We start from the raw sequence: 23,492 nt of genomic DNA on the forward strand, positions 1-23,492 counted from the left end.
AGCTAGAAAATACGAGATCACTTGATGGATCTTTGAGCTTTCTAGCTGGTTTTTATTAGTCTTTTTAGAGAACTTTGAGCCTGAATGAACCATTCGTCCAAAAAGATCCCCCTCGTTTTTTTGCAACGACACTTGAACAGATGTTGTTTCACTTCATCGATACGTTCACTTGATGAGTCAATCCATTGATTATCCAAAAAAAAAATAGCCCCCCGCTGATTGGGTGACTATTTTTTTGAGTTTATATCGTTTCCTTCACAACGTTCAATTGTTCCTGCTTTTCTTTATTTTTTGCAATACCTAAACCAGTAATGGCACTGACCATCGAAAAGACGGGAGAAAGCAAACTGAAAAATACAAATGGTAAGTAGGTCATCGTTGGTATTCCAAACGTGCTGGCAACAAAACTACCGGCAATCCCCCAAGGAATAAGGTAATTGATAACTGTCCCTCCATCTTCTAAGGTACGACTCAAAACAGTTGGATCAAGTCCTGCTTTTTTGTATGTTTCTTTGAACGCATTTCCTGGTAAGATCACAGATAAGAACTGTTCACCGATAAATAGATTGACACCAATACTTGTCATTAGTGTCGTAAAAATCAGTTTAGGTGTCGTCGTCATTTTCTTCGATACCACTTCCATAACTGTAGAGATCAACTCAAATTCAATCAATAAACCGCCTAATGAAAGCGTTAGAATAATCAAGGACACTGTAGGCATCATACTTTCGATCCCACCGCGGCTAAGTAACGCATCGATTTGCGTGTTTCCTGTTTCAGATAGAAAACCAGATTCGAGGACTGTCGCTAGTCCTGAGAAGGAAGTGCTTGGATCTTGGATAAAAATCATTCCAACTGCTACGGCAATATTCAACAGGATCGTTAAGATCGCTGGAATTTTTTTCCAAGCACAAACCAACATCAAGAATAAAGGTATTAGAGACCAGATCGAAATCGTAAAGTTGTTTTCTAAAATAGTTGTTACATTTTGGATTTCTGTCAAGCTGGCACCTTTATCTGTATGTCCTAAAAATGCAAACAAAATCAAAGAAACAATAAATGCCGGAAGTGTTGACCACATCATATGTTTGATATGTTTAAATAGATCCGCATCAACAATGGCTGCTGCCAGATTTGTCGATTCAGATAATGGCGACATCTTATCTCCAAAAACTGCCCCAGAAACAATAGCACCGACAACTAATGCGGGGTTCAATCCCAACGTTGTGCCGATACCGAAAAAGGCGATACCGATGGTTGACATGACAGTAAAGGCACTACCGACTGCACTGCCGACAATGGCACACACAACAAAAACTGAAGGCACAAACCAGGGGACACTAATGATGTTAAAGCCATAGACCATCAACGTTGGAATGATGCCAGCTTGGATCCAGACCGCAATCAATGCGCCGACTAAAATAAAGATAAAGATCGGGATGATTCCCGGTTTGAGACCATTGATGATTCCTTCGTGTAATCGATCGGTTGGCTGTTTCTTCACTACTGCGTAGACCATGACCATACCAATAGCAATCAAAATCGCGATATTCGGTGAAATCTTAAAGCCAACTACTCCGGCTGCTATCGTTGCAACGATAATTATTAATACACTCACTGCTTCTATAAAACTAGGTTTTTTTATTTTTTCCATATCCATTCTCCTTTTTTAAGTTTGTTACGTCTTAAAAAAGCTTCGATATCGAATGACTCCGCCACAATTCATCTGCGTTTCCTCCCTAAAAAAAAGACAAAAAGATCTGTTTTCAACTAAGGACGAATTTCTCCGCGGTACCACCTTAATTAAAAACAGATCTGTTTTTCACTTTGATTTGAATGATTTAATTGTTAAAACTTTTCCTGTAATTCATAGTATTGGCTTGGTCGGTTCGCAGCAACCACCGACTTTCTGAACAAAACACCAAAACTACTACTGGGTGAAAAGTGAACTTTCATGAAGTTTACCTGCATCTTGACAATTTGTCAATCTAAATGTGTTTTTTCTGAAAACAAATGTTATGATTCACAATCAGCAAGTCATTTCTTCCATCCATCATTTCCTGTTATTTTTTTGCAAGGATTGCTTGATGCTCCTGCTTTATTTTATCTAGTAGTTCTGGCTTTTCAAATAGATCTAATGCAGTATTTGCCAATAGTTCAGCAGCAATGGCAATCGAAGCTAGTCCTTTTTCACTGCGAGCAGCTGCTTTAAATTCTTCCGAATGACCGGCGATATATTCATCAGCAATCGAGACGGTTGGTTGGATCGTCGGAATCACATGACTCACGTTACCAACATCAGAAGAGCCTAGACTTGTTTGTTCTTTTGTTTCGATTTCTTCATCAGGTACACCTGCTGCATTTGCATGGCTGAAGAACAGCGCATCAAACGAAGGCGTCACGATGACATCATCGACAGAATTTTGGAACAACCCAAATTCATAACTTGTTCCCGTACTCAAAGCCGCACCTTTCACAATATTTTCGACTTTTTGATACACCTCATTCAATGTCTGACGATTTTTTGCTCGCAAGTAAAATCGACCCGCTGCATATTCAGGAATCACATTTGCAGCAACCCCACCATCCGTAATGATGCCATGGATATTGACGTCTTTTGGTAGTTGCAGGCGCAACGCATTGATTCCATTAAACACTTGAATCAACGCTTCTAAGGCATTCACTCCTTTATCTGGTGCGGCAGCCGCATGGGAAGCAACCCCATGAAACTTGATATCTACTGGATCATTGGCTAACGATTCTGTCGTTTTACCGTATCGGTATGCAGGATGGACACAAAGTGCCGCATCCACATCTTCAAAGAAGCCTTCCCGTACAAAACTTCCTTTCGCTGATCCGTTTTCGCCTCCCTCTTCTCCAGGTGTGCCATATACGCGGATTTCTCCACCAATCTCAGCAATTCGTTCGCGCAAGACACTGGCAGCTAAGACAGAATACGTACCAAACAAGTTGTGTCCACAAGCATGACCGATTCCTGGTAAAGCGTCAAATTCTGCTAAAAAAGCAATCGTTGGTCCTGGTTTTCCTGAAGCGTAACGAGCATCAAATCCTGTTCGATGACCAGCAACATCTTTTGTGACAGAAAATCCTTCTTTTTCTAATTGTTTGATCAAGGCATCTGAGGAATAAAACTCATAATTACTTACCTCAGGATGGTCATGGATATCTAGTGCTAATGCTTGATATTCAGCTAATCGTTGCTGGATTGCTTCCTTAAAAGAATGTGTTGTTAAAGTAGATGTTGTCATATTGGCTTCCTCCAGTTTGCTTTTTATTTTTTACCAAATGTTTCCCACGCAGGTACGCTTGATCCTTTTGATGTTTCTTCGATCACTTTTGCTGTTTCTTCCGTTTGATAGGTGTCAACGATCTTTTGATAGATTTCGTTATTTTCATCTTCTTTTCTTGCTACAATGATGTTGACATATGGTCTGGCGCTGTCATCGACAGGTTCTAAAAAGATCGCATCACTCGTTGGGTTCAATCCTGCATCGACTGCCACACCACTGTTGATCACTGAAAGATCCACGTCATTCAATGCACGAGCTGTTTGTGAGGCATCCAGTTCAGAGATGTCTAGTTTTTTTGTATTTTCAGTGATATCTGAAGTAGTCGGCGTTTGGCCTTTCGCTGGATCAACTTTGATCAAACCAGCTGTTTGTAGCAATAGCAACGCCCGTCCGCCATTTGTGACGTCGTTAGGAATAGCGACTTTTGCGCCATCCTTGATATCATCAATGGATTGGATCGTATTGGAATAGATCCCTAAAGGTGCATTCACTGTGTTGCCGATCGAGACTAGATCCGTTCCGTGTTCCGTATTGTAATTGTCTAAAAAGAATTGATGTTGAAAAGCATTGAGATCGATCGAGCCATCTGCTAATGCAGCATTCGGTTGATTATAGTCGGTAAATTTCACGTATTCTAAGTCAATATCTTCTTTTGCTAAACGTGCTTTGACATCATCCCAAACGTCAGTGTCCTCTCCAATGATCCCAAGTTTTACTGTCGTTTGTTTGTTTGTGTCTGTTTCGGCATTTCCTTGGCTACAGCCAGCCAACCAAATAAGTGCAACAAAAGCAAGTACTGTATAACGAATGAGTTTTTTCATGATGATTCCTCCAGTTTAGTGTGATATTTTTTTGATCAATAAGTTGCTGATCCATTGACTTAAGAACACAAGGATCAAAATCAACAAAGTGGCGACGATCGTCACGTCTGTTTGAAAACGATTATACCCACGAGAAATAGCTAGGTTTCCTAATCCTCCTGCCCCTACCGCTCCTGCCATGGCAGTCAAGCCAATGACATTGATGATCGTCAATGCAGAGACACGAATGATCCCTGGCAAGCCTTCGATCAAATAGACTCTAAAAACGATCCCTAATGGACTGGTTCCCATTGATTCGGCCGCTTCAATCACTCCAGGGTCTACTTCTAACAACGCATTTTCTACTTGTCGAGCGAAAAATGGCACAACACCAAAGATCAAAGGGACTAAAGCAGCTTTCGCACCGATCGTAGTACCGACTAAAAAGCGAGTCGTCAATGCCAGTAAAGAAAGTAAAATGATAAAGGGAATCGAGCGGACAACATTGATGACTTTGTCTAGCACCTCATAAAGCAAGCGATTTTCAAGCAATCCTTGGGGTCGTGTCACAACCAATACGATCCCAAAACCAAGACCGATCGCACCTCCGATCAACGCGGTCCAAAAAGACATATACAACGTTTGTTTCGTCGCTTCAATAAATTCATCGGGTATCAAATAGACATTGGGTAAATAGGTTTCTAAGAAATGGGTCATATCAGCGTCCTCCTTGAATCACTTTCATTTCCTTACTTGCGCCATTTTTTTGTAAAATCGTTGCTTGTACACCGGATTCAATAAGATAAGCCAAGGCTTTTTCTCGTTGATGGATCTCTCCTGATAAAGTAACGATCAATCGTCCTAATGGGGTTTCTTGTAATAGTTCTACATTGCCGTATAAAATATTCGCACTGACTTGGTATTTGCTATAAAGTTGTGCGATCAACGGTTCATTCGTTTGTGTGCCCACATAACTCAATTCCACTAACCATTTATTGGTCAACTGATCTGCAAAAGCACGATGCGAGCGAATCGTTTCTAATGCTTGGTCAACGTGGGTGGCTGTTCGGATAAACTCTTGCGTCAAAACTTCTTTTGGTGCACTGAAAATCTGAACGCTACTTCCCTGTTCGATCACTTCCCCGTTTTCCATCACAGCTACTTTGTTGCAGATTTCTTTAACGACTTGCATCTCATGTGTGATCAAAACGATCGTCAATCCTAATTGCTGGTTCAGTTTTTTCAATAAAGCTAAAATCTGATGGGTCGTTTTTGGATCTAAGGCACTCGTTGCCTCATCACAAAGTAATACTTGCGGATCACTGGCTAATGCACGAGCGATAGCAACTCTTTGCTTTTGTCCACCTGAAAGTTGTTTTGGATACGCAGTAGCTTTTTCTTCTAACCCGACTAATGTTAGAAGCTCATTAACTTTTTGACGACGCTCCTGTTTCGATTTTTTCGTATATTTCAACGAGAAATCGACGTTGTCAAAAATCGTGCGACTTTCCATTAGGTGAAAATGTTGAAAAATCATCCCGATCGATTTTCGTTCTTTTCGTAATTCTTTCGGGGATAGTTTTCCTAGCTCTGTTCCATTGATGATGACTTTGCCACTTGTTGGTTTTTGTAACAGGTTCATGACACGAACCAGCGTACTTTTCCCAGCACCTGAATAACCTACGATCCCGTAAACATCCCCTTTAGCAATCGAAAGATCCACCTGTTTCACTGCCTGGATCGTCTTTTCTTTTTGTTGGAAAGAAACATTTATTGCTTGTAATTCGATCATTTTTAACTCCTCCTTCGGTTTGACGATAAAAAAAGGCATCCTCAAGAAAATGACTCATCACTTTCTTGAGGACGCCTTTTTGCGTGTTACCACCTCATGTTCAAGTTACACTTACATGTAACTCCTCTTCGAGTACAATCATACTCTAGCAAGCTAACGGTTGCGACCGTCACCGTCTCACAATTTTGCTCGGGGTGAATTGCTCAATAGCCATTTTCCAAACATGCCGCCTTGCTTCTTCTCAGCTACCGAAGCTCTCTGTTAAAGGTTTTTGTATTTGTACTTACTATTTCAACGCAAAAAATATAAAAAAAATCCTTTTATCAGCATAAATCTACTGATAAAAGGACGACGTATCGTGGTACCACCTTTATTCGGAAGTTTCCTTCCCTCGATCCAACATCTCTTGACGAGAGATTGGTTGTCCGTTTTAACGGTCAGACATTTCCGAACTTGCCTACTTATCGACAAGTTATTCTCCAAGGCCATTTTTCAACTTTTCTTACTTGACTCTTTCCACCAACCAGAGCCTCTCTTTGAAGTTTCCAAGTTTACTTTCCTTATCAACGAATCCATATTTTGTTGTTGAGAACACTTTATCTAAGTGAAAACAAAAAGTCAAGCAAGAAATTTTAAAAAATATGCACTCAGTCGATTGATCAATAAAAAAATCGTTGGTGGTACTGGATTTCCAGCCGTTTATTTTTTTCCTTTTTGTTTTTCTAACATCTCCAACACGATCAAAAGATCGGTACCTTCTGCTAAGATCGATAAATCTGCTTTTTCTCTTTCGGTATAAGCCCGATCAAAGCTTGAATCTGGAATCAAAACAACACCCATTCCTGCTCGTGATGCGGCGGTCGCACCAACCAAAGAATCTTCCACTGCAAAGGCTTCTGACGCTGTCAATCCCGACCGCTCTAGCGCAGTTAGATAAGGAATTGGTGAAGGTTTATTTTCAGACACTTCATCCCCAAAGGTATATGTATGAAAATAAGGCTTCAAAGAAAATTGATCCAAAATATTGTTTGCTCGTTTTGTTACCGTCGTCGTTGCGAGACCAAGAATGAGTTTTTGGTCATTCAATTCTTTCAATACTTCTTTTGCATGAGGTTTTAATTGGATAGCGCCACTATGCAGTTGTTGATAAAAATATTCTTCTCGTTTTTCGCGAACCTTTTGTACCATTTCCGGTGTTCCCGCCATTTTGATCAACAAATCATAGCTTTGTTTCCAATTTTTTCCACCCCATGTATCAACGATTTCTTGAGGTATTTCGATATCAAATTGCTTGAATCCCCATAGCCAACCGTCACGATAAGTTCTTTCTGTATCAACTAATAGTCCATCTAAGTCAAATATTGCACCCTTCATATCCACTGATCCTTTCAAAAAAACAATATCTGTAGTGTATCATGTTTTTTCATTCAAACCAATGGGATCTCAAGCATTTTTGTTATGAGTGGTAATTACATTCACCCTCCGTACTCAATTATTCGGATTCATTTTAGTTATTTTATTTCTACGAATCTTTAATAATTGATTCGTAAAATTAGCCCAATCGACTGCCCTTGGAGGAACTAACCATATGATTTGGAACAAGTCTCCAAAAGAACAGATTTCTTTATCTGTCAAAAGTAGATCTGTTTCATCATCTGCCTTCGTTTGGTAGATGATATTCAAGTCAGAGATTTTCTGGATATTATTTTTGATCAACGCATTAAATTGCGGACCAAAGGAAAAATCAATACAAATACGGAGCGGTTTCAATTGTTGATCGATCGGTAAGGTATCCATCATCACTAACACATAATGAAAAAATAAAAATTCTTTTGCGCGCCAAATTTGCTTGTTCTTTTTTTGTTTTTTGATGTAATCTCTGCAAAACAAAAAATATTCTGGATACATTTCATAAAAATAAGTGACATCCAGGTTGTTATTGTCATCAATATTTTCTTCTTTGAAATATTTGATCTTCAAATGCAAGACCGTCAGCTGTCTTCTGATTTCTTTTAGCTGATTCTCTGAGAGAATAAATGCTTGCCCAAGTTCTTCAAGAAATAAGTCATTCAAGGCAAGTATTTCCTTTAGTGTCACTCCCTCAATAAGTTCCGGCTCATTGATTGCGCCTTCGACAACAAGATAAGCAAAAATCTGTTGCGCTTCGCTATATAGCTCTTTTTCCGTATCGATCTTTGCCTCTTTTTCAAGCCAAGAAAATATGCTTCGAAAGAAATCATTAGTTTCTAACATTTTTTTATTGAATGTCAATTGACTTTTTTTATTCTCGGACATTCGCCAACCTTGCTTTATTCGAATCAAGCTGACTGAAAGAAAATGTTGGAGTTTTGTTTCACTAAAACCTGTAAAAGAAGCAGCGAATTTCGGTTCAAGCAACCGAATCAATTCTTCCACTGGTTTCGTGATCTCTGTTGGATAAACCGAATAAGCCCGTCCGTATAATTTGGTGAAATAAAACGTCACCAATCCACGTACAGAGCCTTCTTCCCCACTTAGTAAGAATTTTTTTGTGACTGTAAGTTTTTTGTCTGCTAATCTCGTACGCATGTCTTTCAGCTTTTGGTAGACGAGGGGATGACTGATATAATTCTTGATCGCATAGTCATTGACAGATTCGAACGTTTCAAAAAATATTTCTTGTAACATCAAAAAACCAAAGGAATGGCGGACATACATTTCACCTAAAATTGTCGAATTCCCTCGACCACTCTCAATCAGTCGGACGTTATTTCCTTCGAAAAACAGTTGAAATTCATCCGTTAGCCCATAGTCCACAAAATCATGTGACAATTCTTCCATTGACTTATTCAGCAAAAAATAAGAGATATCCAATTCTTCCAGCACTTTTTCATGATTTTCAATTAAAAGTGGCTTTGTTTCCAAATAACGTAGCAACTCTAACTTTCGTTGCGCTGGCTTATCTAAAAATAGTTTGAACATTTTGATTTCCTCTACCTTCTGGTTTTTCTCCATAGAGTATCGTACCTGAAAATAAGTAGCTCATTGCTGCCATCTGACTATTATCTGAACTAGCAGAACCAGAACCACTCGACTGTGGCAACATCACTTGGTTATGAGAGTGATCATCAGAAAAAAATTGATCATCTAAGGTTATTTTACGTGATGTACTAGCAATCTGCCTAATAATATCGCCCTGGTTATCTAATAATTTTGTTTTGTTTGGTTGCTTTTTTTTAGGAATTGAAGAATCTTGATACGGTAATTCGGCTGGTGGTTGTTCTTCAACTTCCTGCTTTTCGTTATTTATAATTGCAGTATCTTGTGATTGTTCGGTGTGTTCAACCTCTGCTTCTTTCTCATCCGTTACAGACCGTTGGGGAGTAACTGGTTGAATTTGGATTTCTTCTGTTGGATTCAACGGATCATAAATGATCGTTTCTGCATATATATAGTTGGAAGATTCAAAATAGACTGCCGCGAACAAAAGTGTTCCTAATATGGCGATTTTTTGTCTTTTCACTTTTCTCCCCCTTTTTTGATTAGACATTTTAAGTAAGTGAAACCATACGTTTTCAAGCAAAAATTGTCTGACTGATCTTATCTATTTGATCAGTCAGACGTTTTTTTATCAGGGATTGATATTATTTATTTTCAGATTCGTCTTCTTCTTTTTGTTTTTTTCTTTTCCAAAAAATAAATAGAAGTAGAAGAATCAATAATAATAGGATACCGAATAATAGATAGATCCAAGTATTGTCTTGTTCGATCGTCACATCTTTTTCGTTTAATTCTCTAGCAACTTCGCCTTTGATTTCAAAGTCTTTTTCAAATTCCCATTTATATTTGTAAGTTTCCTCAGAGCCACTAGAAGTTTTAACCTTGTATTCCCCGTCTTCCGCTTTTTCACCGTATGCAGTCATCTTCATCGTATATTTGCCGGCTTCCAACTTTTCACCATTTAAAGAAATGGGGTAAGCAAAGTGAGAATTAGGCGCCATTTGCATACTTTCCGTTTGACTCTCATAGAGTGTTTCAGCTGATCCTTGTTTCGTGATCGTTGTTGCTACATTCAATTGATTCAAGTAAACCGCGTGAGGGTTTTGCAAATGTACATTGATCACATTTCTCGCATTGACTTGTGCGGGTTCCACTTTCGTTGCTTTGAGATCAGGCTTGATCGCTGTCATATTTTGACGGATCAATAATGCAACCACATAAGAATACTCATTTTTGATGGCTAACCCTTTATCTTCTGAAGAAGAACTCTGGGTGTCATCCGTTTTTTCTTTAAAAGTGATCCCGCCTGCCATGACACCATCAAATTTTTCTGCTGGCATCGTGACTGTGATTGGCACTGTCACTTCCGAATGTTTTGGTAACGTCACTTCTGGCTCTGCTTTCGCATAATCTTTTAAATTGTAAACCAAACTATTATCGGGTTCAATTTTATTTTCACCATACTCCACCACACCATTCAAATTAGTTGTTGCACTGTTGATCGTGGTTTCGATCGTGATGTCGTTGTCTGTGTCATTGCGTAATTGGACTTCGATTGTTTGTTGTTTGTCAGGTTCCATCAATAGATCGAAATATGTTTTTTCTTTATCGATTTGATTTTCAGGAATCACTGGGGTAACCGCAAAATTAAATTCTGATGCAAAAGTTGATTGGACTGGAACCATACTTAGCATGGCAACAATGAGGCTGACAATAAGGATAAATCTTTTTTTCATAATATTTTTAACTCCCTGATAAATTAGATGTTGGCGAGGCTATGACAGAAGCGTTCTATCCCTTCAAAGGTAACTAATATCACTGCGTTGCACCAATTTTTTTGAGGTCAAGACAAAAAGTTCTTTCACTTTTGCCTTGACCAGATTGTATTCGATTAGTTTCCTGGCGCATCTGTTAACGTCCAAGTGAACGTTGTTTGATAAGCTTTTGCGTATTTTGTCGTTGAACCTGGTACTTCTAGTGCAATACTATTTTTCGCAGTATCCACTGAATTTCCCCAATCCATCAAATACGTTCCAGCACCTTCACCATTTTTCGCACTCATCACTAATGATTCACTACCACTTGGATCTAAGCTGAAAGTTGCAACGCCTGTTGGTTTTGCTGATTGTGAACCAGTCACGACATTACCATTTGATAATGTGATTTTTGCACCTGTCAATTCTTGGTCTTCCGCTGTTTTGAATTGTGCATTTTGTTTTACTTTCAATGTCCAACCTGTTTCAGTTCCGCGGTTGTCAGATACTTGAACAAAGTTTGGTCCTTCTTTTTCAACATCACTTGCATCTTTATATTTTTGTGCTGCAGCATAGTATGTTTGCGTTTTAGACGTGATTTTTTGTTCACCGAAGACTAGACTTGAAGCAAAGTCGATCGACAATGGTCCATTTGTACCTGGATTTGGCTTACCATCAGGATTTGTTGGATCAACTGGCGTCACTGGTTGTTCTGGATCAAGTGGATCAACTGGATCAGTCGTCTCTGTATTTGGCACATAATTGATGACACCATTTGAAGTATACTCTCCACCATCAGCTGCTGCTACGCTAACTGTGCTGAATACTCCGCCTAATAACATTGTTGATAATAAGATCATTTGTGATTTTTTCATTTTTATTTTCTCCATTCTTAATTTCCTGGTGTATCAGATAGATTCCAAGTTAATGTTGTTGAGTACGTGACTGCATCTTTCGGCGTTTTACCCGGGATGGTCAATGAAACACTTTTTGTAACCATTGAGGATACGTCTTTATTTTTTTGGTCTTTCATTGTGATTGTCTCCACTTTATCCCCCCACGCTTCGATCCACGTACCAGAACCTGCATCTTGTCCTGCACTTAGAACAATCGATTCTGCACCGTTTGGATCTAAGGCGATTTCAGTGGTCGCAGTCGGTGCAGCCACACCCTCTGCATTTGATTTGACTACCGGATCTTGCAATTCGATTACCGCGCCAGTCAACGTGTTGTTTAATGTGTCATCGTTCTTAAATTGACCGTTTTGACATACTTTCAATGTCCAACCAGCATTATTTCCTCGGTGATCAGACACTTGGACATAATCTGGTGTGACTAGATCCGAAAATGTGCCATCGTCATTTACATAAGTCTGTGCTTTGGCATAATAGGTTTCTGTTTTATTCGATATCTTATTCATGCCGAAATCAAAACTTGAAGCAAAGTCGATCGATAGTGGCCCTTTTGTACCTGGTTCTGGGTCCGTTCCATCTGGATTAGTTGGATGAACCGGTTTGTCTGGATCAGGGTCGATTGGATTGACTGGATCGATTGGTTCCGTATCAGGTATAAAATTGACCGTACCGTTACTTGTATACTTTGCTTGATCGACTGCTTGGACGGTAACCGTAACTCCTGTCAAAAGACTAATGATCATTAAACCACTTACTGTTTTTTTCATACGATCCCCCAAAGTGATTCATTTTCTGCCTTTTTCTTTTATGGTGCTGGAGTAGATTTAAGGCTCCATGTCAATGTGGTGCTATACTCTTTCGCTAATTTGACCGTTTTACCTGGTACGTTAAGTTTTACAGCAGTTGCGCCTTGTGTGGCATCCGTACCAAATTTGTAGATCCAAGTTCCCATGCCTTTACCCGCGTCAGCAGTCATCAAGACTGATTCGCTTCCAGGAGTCAATGTGTTTTGTGTTACTAGATCTGGTTTGTATTGATCATCCATGATCGATGCACTTGCACCGTTACTTAAGGATAGTACTGCACCAGATAACTCTTCATCAGCAGCAGTTTTGAATTGACTGTCTTGCTTGACGGATAAGCTCCATCCTTCTTGTGTTCCACGTTTGTCTGTTACTTGGACGTAGTTTGGTCCGTCTGTTCCATCTTTGAATGTTTGGATCTGTGCATAGTAGTCTTTTGTGACAGTAGTGATTTTTTGTTTCCCAAATTGGAAGCTTGAAGCAAAATCAATTGATAATGGTCCGTTCGTCCCTGGATTTGGTCCATTTGGATCAGTTGGATCCACTGGTTCTACCGGACTTGTTGGATCAGTTGGATCAACCGGGTTTGTTGGATCGGTATCTGCTTCAAATGCGATCACTCCATTTGTCTCATAGCTTGCAGTTTCATCCGCAGCAAATACTGTGCTTGTTCCTACTAGTGTACTAAATAAAATAATTCCAGCTGTTAACAACGTTGTCTTTTTCATTTTTCTCTTCTTCTCCTTTTTATAACAATAATTATCAATACGATCAAAAGAAGGAAACTTCCAATAATCGTAAATTGTTTACTCCTGTATTCTCCAGTTTTTGGTAACTGTTTGCTATCCCCTTGTATCGCCTCTTGCTGTTCCACAGTTGCTCCATTTTTTTCAGAGGACGTTTGATCCTCTTGAGTAGAGCTGGGGAAAGTTGGCTCACCCACCCCTTCTTCGGAACTGCTACTTCCTGCTTCAGGATATTCATAGGTGCCATAAAATCCTGTAACACCCTCACTTTTGAACGATTGCTCTTCATCGGCTAGACCAATTGGCGTTTGAGTAAAAAGAAGTCCTAACAACACAAGGATCTTCCACCTTTTTTTCTTCATCTTTCCCACCTATTCTCTATCGTCGTGTTTTCTATGGGTTACCAGGGGCTGCAACCAATGACCATGATAATGTTCCTTGATAACTTCCGACTTTTTGTTTTTCCGGAGGAACAGTTAACTTGATTCCTTTGTTGTTCGTTTGTCCCCACTCTTGATTGACAAGATATTCACCATTTGTCGTCAGTGTCTTCTCTTCTAGGATCACTGCATTGGGGCCGAGTACGGTATTCTTTGTACCGTCTGTAAATGAAAGTGTATTAGAAAGTTGGGTTGTCCCCGAAGTCAAAGGTTGTTTTTCAGTGACTGTCAATTGCCAGCTATCCCGTTCAGAACCTCTTGTATCTTTCACGATCAAATCACCTTCGATCAATGGCCAATACGTTTGAGTCGTTGTCTTAACTTTTTGTGTCTCGAAATTCATCGTATTTGGTACTTCTTTAAGCTCTAATGTACCTGTAATTGCTACATTGATTGTTTTTTCAGTTGTTATTCCATTTAGTTGATAGCTATACGTCGTTGAAACATTTTTTAAAACTTCCGCTTCTGTCGCATTCTTGATTGCTGAAAACGTTGCGTCTGTCAACGTTGGTACTTGATTCGCACTGCCATCAGCTAAGATCACTTGTGCCAATGTTCGTTGATTCAACTCTTGTTGAGACGTCAATCCATTGGCATCAGATAAACTCATCCGAACATCTTTTGCATAGACGGCAAAACTGCGATCCGTCGAAATCGTTGCTTCATTTTTTACAACAATCAAGTTTGCTTGTTGTTCCTTTTCATTCCCTGTCGTACCGACTTTGTAATCAATGACATGTTTTCTGGAAACTTCATCTGCTGCTAGTGGTTGCTTGATCTCGTTCATCACATCAGCGGTGATCGAATCCGTAAAGAATGGACGTCCCTTCGCCTCCATCAATGTTAAAATCGATTGTTTATCGACTAAATCTTGTGCTTCTTTTTCAGAAATGATCACATTTTTAGCAGAAAGCTCAGCTGCATTCGAATACTTCACTTTGACTTCATAACTGTATTCGCTATCTGGCGATTGCCAATCGATCGTTGAAGAATCTTTTTGTTCAGCAATCGTTGTAGGCGTGTCTCCATTTTTTGTACTGATGATTTCTGCATGGTACAACCATGAACCAGTTGCTTGTGTTTCTGGTTCAAAGCTTAATCTTGGTGTGATACCTTTTCCTGATGGAATCACTAAGCGTCCTTTTTGAACTTTTGTACCTGCGGTTTCTGTTCCCCACGCATCCAAGACTAATGGCGCATTTCCTTCTTTCACTTCACTGACGTTATGAAAAATACTTCCTTTGCCTTGAGCGATCCCAGGATTTTCTACTTCATAATCGATAACTGAACCAGGTATGGCGATACCATAACCACTACCGGATTTTGAGACATCGTTATCTCCGATGAAGCTTTTCCCAGTTGCTTTTTCAGTTCCTCTGAAATTCAAAGGTGTTAGCTTTGTTGCATTGGCAATCGTTGGATTGATTGTCAAAACTTGATAGGCTTTATTTGCACCGAACCATGTACCGGTACTATCTACTTGTGTTGCTGAATCTCCAGTAGTTGACTTGATCCAGACTAATTCATCTTTTGCAGGATCAGGAAACTCGACATCTGAAATATTGACTTTTCCTGTTCCAGGAATCGTTTCTAAAGTGGCTTCATCCTCTATAGTCAACTTAGCTGCAGAAATCAAGTTATTAGAAGTTGAAACGCCGATCCCAGCATTTTTTGACAGATGAATGTCCCCAAATGAATGATAGGTCGTTGCATGATTGGCAGCAGTCGCAGATAAACCATTTTTGATATTTCCGCCATTTGCCATTAATTTCAATCCATTCGTTACATTTAATTCAGTGAAATTGACGATTCCTAAACCAGTTAGATTGACTGGATCTGTTTGATAGTTGTTTGTACCATCGACATTTTCACCAAAATTGAACACGACTTTGTTTGTACTAGCACTAGCGATCGTATTCGTAAAGTTATCATTGGCTGCACCACCGGATAAACCGTTGATGCTGACCGCTCCTTGAACGTTAGCAGTAACATTACGCAAAATTTTCCCACTACTGATATTGGAATACTGTGTAGCATACAGATTACCAATACTAGAACCCTCCGCTTGGATATTCATCTGGATCGAACCATTTTTGGTGTACGCAGCATTACTACCACCATCCCCATAAATGCTCGCACCATTTAATGAATCCACACCTGGTTTGGTAAAGATATTCAACGTAATCGTATTGTCTGCAGATGTCCCCAAATTCGTGTTTTGTCCATATGGTCGTCCACCTGTGATATACGTATTACCCGGCAACTTGAATTCACCGTCATAGTTTCGTAAATCGATGAGTAAACTAGCATTTCCAAGTAGTGACCCATAGTTTGTGATACCACCAGAAAAGCCATTAGAACCAGTTCGTGGTGTACCAGAGAAGTTCCCACCATAGATGCGATTATCTGAATTTCCAGTGACAGTATGTCCAGCACTTGCGCCATAGGATGCACCCATTGAAGCATTAATGACTCCTTCATAAACGGTCACTCCTACGTTTCCGACAATTTTTTTGTCATCCCATCCGCCACCGGACAAGAACCAGTCTACTTGACCATCATTGACGATGGTTTGTCCGTTACCATACACACGTGTACCTGCATAGCCCGTACCTTCTAACGTATCAGCGATCCCCCCATTCAATATGTTTGAGCTATTTCCTTCAATAACCCCTGAATAAGAACCACCATAAGTCCATCGTGCTACGGTATTGTTTAATATCGTTTGTGTATCTCCTTTGATATAGATGTCCCATGTATCATTTGAAGCAGGATAGCCACCTCCACCTACGATGTCCCAAACCGAAGCTTCCCCCCGATTTTTCTTCGTGGTCGAATAGTCTAAATCGGTTGGCATTGATCCGGAATAGGCAAAACCAGCTCCGCCGATTGAACCATCTGCATTAGCCGTTCCAACTTCAATCGTTGTGTTGCCTTCGATGTAGCCACCGCGACCGGCTGCTGTTGTCCAAATTGCACCATTATTGAATGAGCCACTGACTAATTTTGAGGTGATGTTGCCGAAGACTTTGAACTCTGCCGCAGCTTTGGCTAAATCTGCTCTTTGTTGTGGTGTATACGCATCATAGGTTGTTTCATTTGATGCCCCAATCCCACTTTTATTGAATTTAACCACGTTATTGCCGGCGCCCCCATTGAAGTCATTGATTCCACCGGCAGATGGGGTTCCTGCTTTGACCGTATTCGTGATATTCCCAGTGACCGTACCGGTATAACGATTGCCGCCTTCAAATTCTGCCCGTCCAGCACTGTATAAACTACTATCCAAATTTGTTTCGATTCCGTCAGTTGAACGATTGGTTCCGATATTTCCTCGAGAGGACCCACCGATGAATCGTTCCCCTGCGCCGTACCAACGACCATAACCTGAGATGTTATTGGTTACTTTTCCACCAATATTCCCGTAGATGACACCACCATAAAAGGTACTTAATTGAAACCCTGTTGCACTATTGGTAATCCCGATAGTTGTAGATACAGTACCCGTAACATTTGCTGTATTGGTCGCACTGGTTCCATTTCCACCACCGTACAAATTTGTGATTCGTCCACCCGCATTATTGATAATCGTAGAGACGTTTCCATCAACGGTACCAATATTAGCTCCCCCTGCTAATGTATTGATTCCCCCATTATTCGTATTGTTGATAACGATACTCGTATTCCCTTTCAGCGTACCGCCATTTTGATTACCACCAAAGATATTCCATGTATAAGAACCTGTCGTATTGATAGTGTTTACCGGATTCCCTACGACATCTCCTGAATTGGTTCCACCATAGATTGAAATACCATTACCGTTTGCTCCCCCATTCAAATTCAAGCTGTGTCCATTCATATAGAAGTAAGAGCCGGTATAGCTAATATTTCGTAAAGTAATCGTTGAACCAAAGTAAGCATTCGCAGTAAAAGCAAGTGTTTTTGCACCAGATGGTACCGTTAAATCTTGTGTGATTGGATCATCTGAATGGCCAGTGATCACTAGTTTATTTACTTTATCTTTTAATGAGGCAAACGTAGCGTTAGTTGCATCGACCGTACTTGGAATATTGTTAGCGACTGTTGCAGCTGTTAATGTGACGTTTGATCCCATATACATGACGTAATCTTGCATATTGCCCGCATGATACAAATCATTTAATGCCGCTTTTACTCCGGTATCTGATGCAGCATATGTCTGGCAAGCTTGCGTACTATCTGTAGGATTTGGTACAACAAGTACTTTCGTCTTATCCGCGGTAGCAATCGTATCTTTGATCGAAGCATCTGTACTTCTCAAAGAGCGGAATGCCTGTTGTTTAAATACTGCTTTTAGTTGTAGATCCTTCGTCACTGTTAATTGGCTGATTTCTTCATTCGTATAGAGTTTGCCTTCAACTTCCCAACCGTTCAATGGTTGATCATCCGCAAAACTCGGGATATCATTACTTGCTAATTTTTCGTTTTCCTTCACTGTCAGTTCTTTAACTTCCGCTCCTGATTCGAATAAATGAGTGCTATCTGTCATAAAAGTTAAAGTAAAGTGTTTTTCTTCAGTCGTCGATTCTTGTGTCTGCGCCTCTGACTGTTTCACCTCCTCTTTTACTGATTCTGTTGTCTGTGTGACTGTCTCTTCACTTTGCATGGTTTGATCAATCGACTCTTCTGTTTGAGTTGTGGGTGATAGAGTGACTGAGTCATTTTCAGCATCCACTGCCTGCACGACGGTTGACAATGGAGAAGTTATTCCTGAAAAAAGAAGCATTGCGGCAACACACATAACAATATTTTTTTTCATCTTATCTTCCCTTCTGCTTCATACAACAAAATTAACTTATTGATAATTATTATTGCTTGCTTGATTCTTTTTGTATTGTATAATGTTAAATTCAGTTATTTTTAAAAAAAATTTCTTTATTACTGAAAAACGATTAATTTTTTTCAGAGCATATTATTTGACTTTTAAAAATAACAAGTGATTTTAAAAATTCAATTGAAAGTAAAAAAAGCTGTTATATCAACGTTAATCATGTGTCGCTAATTCGCTTTATCACCCATTTTCTGCTTATTTAATTTTCTACCATGAAAAACGAATGAAATTTTCATGAATTATAATATAGTAAAGAACCAGTCATTTTTTTAAACGGCTATTTTTCCGAGTGCGTTTTGTTGTTTTTTTATTTCGAGTTTTGCATTATAATCTTTTTTTTGTTTATACTCATCGAATGACCATGCGTAATCCCTTCAAAAATGAATACATTCTATTCCCAAACACCATTTTTCATAAATAAGCCATCATTCATAAAAATTTGTAAAATACAATTTTTCATGAATGATGGCTTATTTGTTTGAACACTTATGTTCCGACCTTAAAGGATCAATTTTAGACTCCACTATTTTCGACTCAAACCTCTGTAACAAAAATTTTATCTACCTGTCTCAACATTATTAGCTACCGATCTAAACAAACAGCTATTTTTTATAAACGATAGCGCAACTATTCGTGACCGTAACCCCAACTACACTCACTCATCATTAGTTATTTGCTTAAATCTACTTAGAGTAACTACGACAATATATCATTCCCGCTTCTATTGAAGCCACGATTCCCAGCATACTCTTATGATTGTATTTCCCAAGAGTATTTCCCCGTCGGATTGCTTCAATTGATCCATTCTTCGCCCCCTTATCCCGTTGCGAGTCAAGAAGTGAGACAAATGATCCATTTGATTCAATGTTTGATCGAACTGCTATATCAATGGTTTATCGTTATCTAGTTTTTCTAAAAATCAAGCATTTTGAGTCTTACTTGAATCATAGATTTTCTTTATCCAACATAACAATAGCTGGCAACGGGTAATAATAGATTGCTTTTAAACAATCGCTCGAACACATTGTATAACGCTTGTTTCCGTTATATTTAAATATAATTTATTCTTTTTTGAAAAATTATTTAAATATAACTTACGCGAGTACTTGACTTTTTTAGTAGCGCAGAAAAAAAATAGATTAGGTATTTAAAATACCTAATCTATCAGCGTTTTACTATTGATGGAACGATGCAGCGATTCACTAAAATTTTATAGAATAAGCGAACCATTTAAATGAAGTTTATTTTTTTATTGAAATCTTACCTGAAGGATGCTCAAATTCCTCGTACGAAAGTGCAGAAAAGATTTTCTTTTATAATAGTTCTCCAAATTTATTGATATAGATTTTTTTCATGAATGTAACTAATCCTAAATAAGCGATAACAGTCACGATCAACCAAATCCAATAGTTAGCTGGTAATGGTAACAATCCTAGTCCTTCACCAAAATTAGTAAAAGGAAGAACAGAACCTACTAGAATACCTAATGTTGTAATTGAAAACATAATAAAAGTGGCATTACTTTGCAAGAAAGGCACTTTAGGTGTCCGTAACGCATGTAACACTAAGGTTTGCGTCCATAAAGATTCAACAAACCAACCAGCATGGAACAATGCGATAAATAGAACTTGTTGTGAGCCAGTCAATGTATGGTAACTTCCACCAACCACTGCTGGACAAATTACAAAGTACATCAATAGATAGGTCGTGATGTCAAAAACGGAACTCGTTGGTCCGAAGTACACCATAAATTTGCCAATACTTGATGCTTCCCATTTTTTTGGTTCATGCAAATATTCTTTATCCATTCTATCCCATGGCAAAGAGATACAAGATACATCATAAATCAAATTTAAGAATAAAATTTGTAACGGTAGCATAGGTAAAAATGGAAGGAATGTACTAGCTACCAAGACAGAAAACATGTTGCCAAAGTTTGAACTAGCTGTCGCTTTGATGTATTTCATAATATTGCCGAAAGTCTCTCTACCTGACAATAATCCTTTTTCTAAAATCATCAAATCTTTTTCTAACAAGATAACATCCGCTGATTCTTTTGCAATATCTACTGCTGTATCTACTGAAATACCGATATCTGCGACTTTCATTGCTGGTGCGTCGTTAATACCATCGCCTAAAAAACCTACTGTGTGACCATTGTTACGTAAGGCAGTGGTTAATCGTGCTTTTTGTTGCGGATTCAATTTGACAAAGACATCATGTGCCTCAGCAACTTTTCCTAATTCCTTATCAGACATCTCAGCGATTTTCTCGCCAGTGATCAATTCATTGATTTGTAAGCCTACTTGTCGACAAACAGAACGTGTGACCAACTCGTTGTCACCAGTCAATACTTTTACAGCAACACCATGATCTTTCAAAGCTTTCAATGCTTGTTTGGTTGTTTCTTTTGGTGGATCAAGGAAAGCAAGATAGCCAATCAAGACCATTTCTGACTCATCTTTCACTGAAAATTCTCCAACCACACTTGGATTCGTTTTTTGCGCGACACCGATCACACGCAACCCATCTTCATTCAAGTCCTTCACTTTCGCCAAAACTGTTTCTCTTTGTTCAGCAGTCAATGGTTTGACTTCACCACCAAGGTCGATGTATGAAGAGATACTTAACATTTCTTCGATCGCACCCTTTGTGATCATTTGCGTTTTTCCAGCTGGGTCAGCCACCACGACACTCATTCTTCTACGTTCAAAATCAAAGGGTATTTCATCTACTTTTTGATAACGAATCTTCTCTGTATCTAACGTCTCAACTGCTTCATCGATAATGGCAACATCTAAAAGATTCTTTAATCCAGTTTGGTAGTAACTATTCAAGTAGGCGTGGCGCAGTACTCGGTCATTTTCATTTCCTTCACAATCCATGTGGTATTCTAAAATAATTTTATCTTGAGTCAATGTACCTGTTTTATCTGTACAAAGGACATCGATCGCACCAAAATTTTGAATGGCATTTAGATTTTTGATGACTGTTCCTTTTTTCGCCATAGCACTGGCACCTTTGACCAGATTTGTCGTAACGATCATCGGTAGCATTTCTGGTGTTAACCCAACAGCGACTGATAAACCAAACAAGAATGCTTCTAACCAGTCTCCTTTTGTAAATCCATTGATCACGATCACAGTTGGTGCCATCAATGCCATGAATTTGATCAACAACATGGATGTTTTTTGGATGCCTAATTCAAAGCTTGTTTTTATCGGTTTTTGTGATAAGTTTTGTGCCACATGTCCAAACATCGTGTCGTTCCCAACAGAGATGATGATACCTTCTGCACTACCACTGATCACATTGCTTCCCATGAATGCAATATTTTCATAACTCGTTTCGCTTTGTGTTCTTCCAGAGCACACAGTCGCATGTTTCTCAACGGGATAGCTTTCACCCGTTAATGCCGCTTGTGAGATAAATAAATCTTTGGCAGAAAGCAACCGCATGTCTGCTGGGATCATATCTCCCGCTGACAAACGAACTTGATCGCCACAAACAATTTCCTCCATAGGAATTTCTTTGTATTCACCATCTCGTTTTACGGCAGCTGTTACTTTCACCAATGATTTCAACTTTTCAGCAGCTTGGTTCGAACGTACGGATTGGATCAAGGTCATCGTGCCACTGACTAACACCATGGCAAAAATGATGATTACACCAAACAAATCTTTATCTGCTGGAGCAGCTAATAGATACTCGGTGATAAAAGAAATAATTCCTAAAGCAATCAATACTAATGTGAAAGGGGTGATAAACGCCTTGATCACTTCTACAATAAACGGCGTTTTCTTTCCATATGAAATACTATTATTTCCATAAGTTTCTCTTAAATTTTCTACTTGTTCTGAAGACAAGCCTTTTTGTGTTGTTTGAAATAAGTCAAATAACTGTTGCTTATTTTTACTAGCAAAACCAGCGTAGACTTTTTTTGTTTCTTTCTTTTTTTCCATCTCGTGTTCCTCCTTTGATCTTATCAAGCACACACTGATATCTGTTGTGCGCTTGATCGTTTATCTAATCAACGGAGACAGAGTGTTCTAAAGGCGCTGAGAACAGATAGATAATAGTCTCAACATACCAACGCTTTGTCTCCTTGTACACCGGACTTTCATCCATTTGTTCTCATCTCCTTTCGTTTACTTACATTACTTTCTTGCCCTATTACTGGATACTTCAACTTCCCAACTTGATCACCCTCTAACACCTTTTTATTTGAAAAAACAGATTGGTGAGAAACAAAAAACCTTTCGCCAAAACTCAGCGAAAGGTCAAAAAAGTGCACAAAAAAAAGCATGGATGATCTACTCGTTGAGTTTTGGCACTATACAACGTAAAAAGCAAAAGAGCTTTTAGCTACCTTATGAAAAGCCTTATCTCGACAATTCCTGTTCTACCCATTGGCGTCTCTCGACATTTTTGGGCAGTAGCCTATGTTTGTATAGGAGCCTCACCTAACAAATCTTATTCAGTTTTTCCTCACCTAATGTAACAACTATTGGCTGGAATGTCAAACACATTTTCAAAAAAGTTGAAACTCTAAGGGATTCGTTTGTCATGTTTTCTTTCTCTAGGTATAATGAACCTATCACAACAGATCGGAGTGAAGGATATGGAACGTACACTTGTTATTATCAAACCTGATGGGGTAAGACGTCATTTAATTGGCCGAATCATCCAGCGTTTTGAAGAAAAAGGATTCGCAATCGCTGAAATGAAATTCGCGACGATGACTGAAAAACTAGCAAAAGAACACTATCAACATCTATCTAATCGAAGCTTTTTCGATGACTTGATCGACTATATGACTTCTGGTCCAGTCGTCTATCTGGTATTAACAGGTGAAGATGTGATCGATCTCGTACGCAAAATGGTCGGTGCAACAAAAGCAGCAGATGCCGTTCCTGGGACGATCAGAGGCGATTTTGCCTTACCTGGTACAGAAAATATCATTCACGCTTCGGATTCACGAGATGCAGCCAATACTGAGATCACACGTTTCTTTCCGCCATTCGATACAAAGAAAGTAGAAGATGCGAAAAAATAAATTTTTTGCTCACTGACTTTTTGAGTG

The 23,492-nt window shown here is 39.1% G+C and carries 16 protein-coding genes, 1 riboswitch and 2 other annotated features; of the genes, 1 reads left to right on the plus strand and 15 read right to left on the minus strand.

The genetic code is table 11. The features are described from left to right. Window positions 1–241: 241 nt before the first annotated feature. The 15 genes from nhaC to mgtA form a co-directional block, all read right to left on the minus strand. A complete protein-coding gene (gene nhaC, locus IGJ14_RS10635) occupies window positions 242–1,654 on the minus strand; it encodes a Na+/H+ antiporter NhaC (protein WP_066025497.1) in 1,413 nt (470 codons plus the stop codon). A gap of 409 nt (window positions 1,655–2,063) precedes the next feature. Further along, window positions 2,064–3,269 (minus strand): M20 family metallopeptidase, encoded by a 1,206-nt coding sequence (locus tag IGJ14_RS10640; protein WP_195273252.1) that lies wholly within the window; start codon window positions 3,267–3,269, stop codon window positions 2,064–2,066. A gap of 23 nt (window positions 3,270–3,292) precedes the next feature. Next, window positions 3,293–4,132, minus strand: a complete 840-nt coding sequence (locus tag IGJ14_RS10645) for a MetQ/NlpA family ABC transporter substrate-binding protein (protein ID WP_108145850.1) — start codon at window positions 4,130–4,132, stop codon at window positions 3,293–3,295. 15 nt (window positions 4,133–4,147) lie between these two features. After that, on the minus strand, window positions 4,148–4,828 hold the full coding sequence (locus IGJ14_RS10650) for a methionine ABC transporter permease (protein ID WP_034686720.1): 681 nt from the start codon (window positions 4,826–4,828) through the stop codon (window positions 4,148–4,150). A 1-nt stretch (window position 4,829) separates the two neighbouring features. Beyond that, window positions 4,830–5,903, minus strand: coding sequence for a methionine ABC transporter ATP-binding protein (locus tag IGJ14_RS10655; RefSeq protein ID WP_010734726.1), 1,074 nt, complete (start codon window positions 5,901–5,903; stop codon window positions 4,830–4,832). Between the two features lie 64 nt (window positions 5,904–5,967). Beyond that, window positions 5,968–6,207, minus strand: a binding site (T-box leader). Between the two features lie 37 nt (window positions 6,208–6,244). Beyond that, window positions 6,245–6,479, minus strand: a binding site (T-box leader). A 123-nt stretch (window positions 6,480–6,602) separates the two neighbouring features. Beyond that, window positions 6,603–7,277, minus strand: a complete 675-nt coding sequence (locus tag IGJ14_RS10660; RefSeq protein ID WP_010734725.1) for an HAD family hydrolase — start codon at window positions 7,275–7,277, stop codon at window positions 6,603–6,605. A gap of 114 nt (window positions 7,278–7,391) precedes the next feature. Then, a complete protein-coding gene (locus IGJ14_RS10665) occupies window positions 7,392–8,864 on the minus strand; it encodes a helix-turn-helix domain-containing protein (protein WP_195273253.1) in 1,473 nt (490 codons plus the stop codon). Continuing rightward, window positions 8,842–9,405: a hypothetical protein gene (locus tag IGJ14_RS10670; protein ID WP_195273254.1), complete on the minus strand. Its 564-nt coding sequence runs from the start codon at window positions 9,403–9,405 to the stop codon at window positions 8,842–8,844. Before IGJ14_RS10670 ends, IGJ14_RS10665 begins: the two co-directional genes overlap by 23 nt. 121 nt (window positions 9,406–9,526) lie before the next feature. After that, entirely contained in the window at window positions 9,527–10,618 is a 1,092-nt protein-coding gene (locus IGJ14_RS10675) for a DUF916 and DUF3324 domain-containing protein (protein ID WP_195273255.1), read from the minus strand. Between the two features lie 155 nt (window positions 10,619–10,773). Continuing rightward, the gene (locus tag IGJ14_RS10680; RefSeq protein ID WP_019724077.1) at window positions 10,774–11,511 is read right to left on the minus strand and encodes a WxL domain-containing protein; all 738 of its coding nucleotides are present in this window, start codon (window positions 11,509–11,511) and stop codon (window positions 10,774–10,776) included. A gap of 17 nt (window positions 11,512–11,528) precedes the next feature. Beyond that, a complete protein-coding gene (locus IGJ14_RS10685) occupies window positions 11,529–12,317 on the minus strand; it encodes a WxL domain-containing protein (protein WP_195273256.1) in 789 nt (262 codons plus the stop codon). A 38-nt stretch (window positions 12,318–12,355) separates the two neighbouring features. Beyond that, window positions 12,356–13,081 (minus strand): WxL domain-containing protein, encoded by a 726-nt coding sequence (locus IGJ14_RS10690; protein ID WP_010734719.1) that lies wholly within the window; start codon window positions 13,079–13,081, stop codon window positions 12,356–12,358. Next, complete coding sequence (locus tag IGJ14_RS10695; protein ID WP_195273257.1) at window positions 13,078–13,461, minus strand: LPXTG cell wall anchor domain-containing protein; 384 nt, start codon at window positions 13,459–13,461, stop codon at window positions 13,078–13,080. Before IGJ14_RS10695 ends, IGJ14_RS10690 begins: the two co-directional genes overlap by 4 nt. A gap of 31 nt (window positions 13,462–13,492) precedes the next feature. Then, complete coding sequence (locus IGJ14_RS10700; RefSeq protein ID WP_430607760.1) at window positions 13,493–18,337, minus strand: hypothetical protein; 4,845 nt, start codon at window positions 18,335–18,337, stop codon at window positions 13,493–13,495. Between the two features lie 1,385 nt (window positions 18,338–19,722). Next, window positions 19,723–22,371 (minus strand): magnesium-translocating P-type ATPase, encoded by a 2,649-nt coding sequence (gene mgtA, locus IGJ14_RS10705; protein ID WP_023520136.1) that lies wholly within the window; start codon window positions 22,369–22,371, stop codon window positions 19,723–19,725. 343 nt (window positions 22,372–22,714) lie between these two features. Further along, window positions 22,715–22,887: riboswitch (M-box (ykoK) riboswitch) on the minus strand. A gap of 143 nt (window positions 22,888–23,030) precedes the next feature. Here mgtA and ndk point away from each other — a divergent pair. Beyond that, complete coding sequence (gene ndk / locus IGJ14_RS10710) at window positions 23,031–23,465, plus strand: nucleoside-diphosphate kinase (RefSeq protein ID WP_010734714.1); 435 nt, start codon at window positions 23,031–23,033, stop codon at window positions 23,463–23,465. Window positions 23,466–23,492: the final 27 nt, after the last annotated feature.

It is taken from the genome of Enterococcus sp. DIV1304_2 (genome assembly GCF_050555445.1).
Taxonomy (GTDB): Bacteria; Bacillota; Bacilli; order Lactobacillales; family Enterococcaceae; genus Enterococcus_B; species Enterococcus_B pernyi.

Excerpts from the sequence above, each read along its gene's own strand:
- IGJ14_RS10690 (WP_010734719.1), bottom strand. The coding sequence starts at position 13,081 with ATGAAAAAGACAACGTTGTTAACAGCTGGAATTATTTTATTTAGTACA.
- IGJ14_RS10700 (WP_430607760.1), bottom strand. The coding sequence starts at position 18,337 with ATGAAAAAAAATATTGTTATGTGTGTTGCCGCAATGCTTCTTTTTTCA.
- IGJ14_RS10680 (WP_019724077.1), bottom strand. The coding sequence starts at position 11,511 with ATGAAAAAATCACAAATGATCTTATTATCAACAATGTTATTAGGCGGA.
- nhaC (WP_066025497.1), bottom strand. The coding sequence starts at position 1,654 with ATGGAAAAAATAAAAAAACCTAGTTTTATAGAAGCAGTGAGTGTATTA.
- IGJ14_RS10650 (WP_034686720.1), bottom strand. The coding sequence starts at position 4,828 with ATGACCCATTTCTTAGAAACCTATTTACCCAATGTCTATTTGATACCC.
- IGJ14_RS10665 (WP_195273253.1), bottom strand. The coding sequence starts at position 8,864 with ATGTTCAAACTATTTTTAGATAAGCCAGCGCAACGAAAGTTAGAGTTG.
- IGJ14_RS10685 (WP_195273256.1), bottom strand. The coding sequence starts at position 12,317 with ATGAAAAAAACAGTAAGTGGTTTAATGATCATTAGTCTTTTGACAGGA.
- IGJ14_RS10660 (WP_010734725.1), bottom strand. The coding sequence starts at position 7,277 with ATGAAGGGTGCAATATTTGACTTAGATGGACTATTAGTTGATACAGAA.
- IGJ14_RS10645 (WP_108145850.1), bottom strand. The coding sequence starts at position 4,132 with ATGAAAAAACTCATTCGTTATACAGTACTTGCTTTTGTTGCACTTATT.
- ndk (WP_010734714.1), top strand. The coding sequence starts at position 23,031 with ATGGAACGTACACTTGTTATTATCAAACCTGATGGGGTAAGACGTCAT.
- IGJ14_RS10640 (WP_195273252.1), bottom strand. The coding sequence starts at position 3,269 with ATGACAACATCTACTTTAACAACACATTCTTTTAAGGAAGCAATCCAG.
- IGJ14_RS10695 (WP_195273257.1), bottom strand. The coding sequence starts at position 13,461 with ATGAAGAAAAAAAGGTGGAAGATCCTTGTGTTGTTAGGACTTCTTTTT.
- mgtA (WP_023520136.1), bottom strand. The coding sequence starts at position 22,371 with ATGGAAAAAAAGAAAGAAACAAAAAAAGTCTACGCTGGTTTTGCTAGT.
- IGJ14_RS10675 (WP_195273255.1), bottom strand. The coding sequence starts at position 10,618 with ATGAAAAAAAGATTTATCCTTATTGTCAGCCTCATTGTTGCCATGCTA.
- IGJ14_RS10655 (WP_010734726.1), bottom strand. The coding sequence starts at position 5,903 with ATGATCGAATTACAAGCAATAAATGTTTCTTTCCAACAAAAAGAAAAG.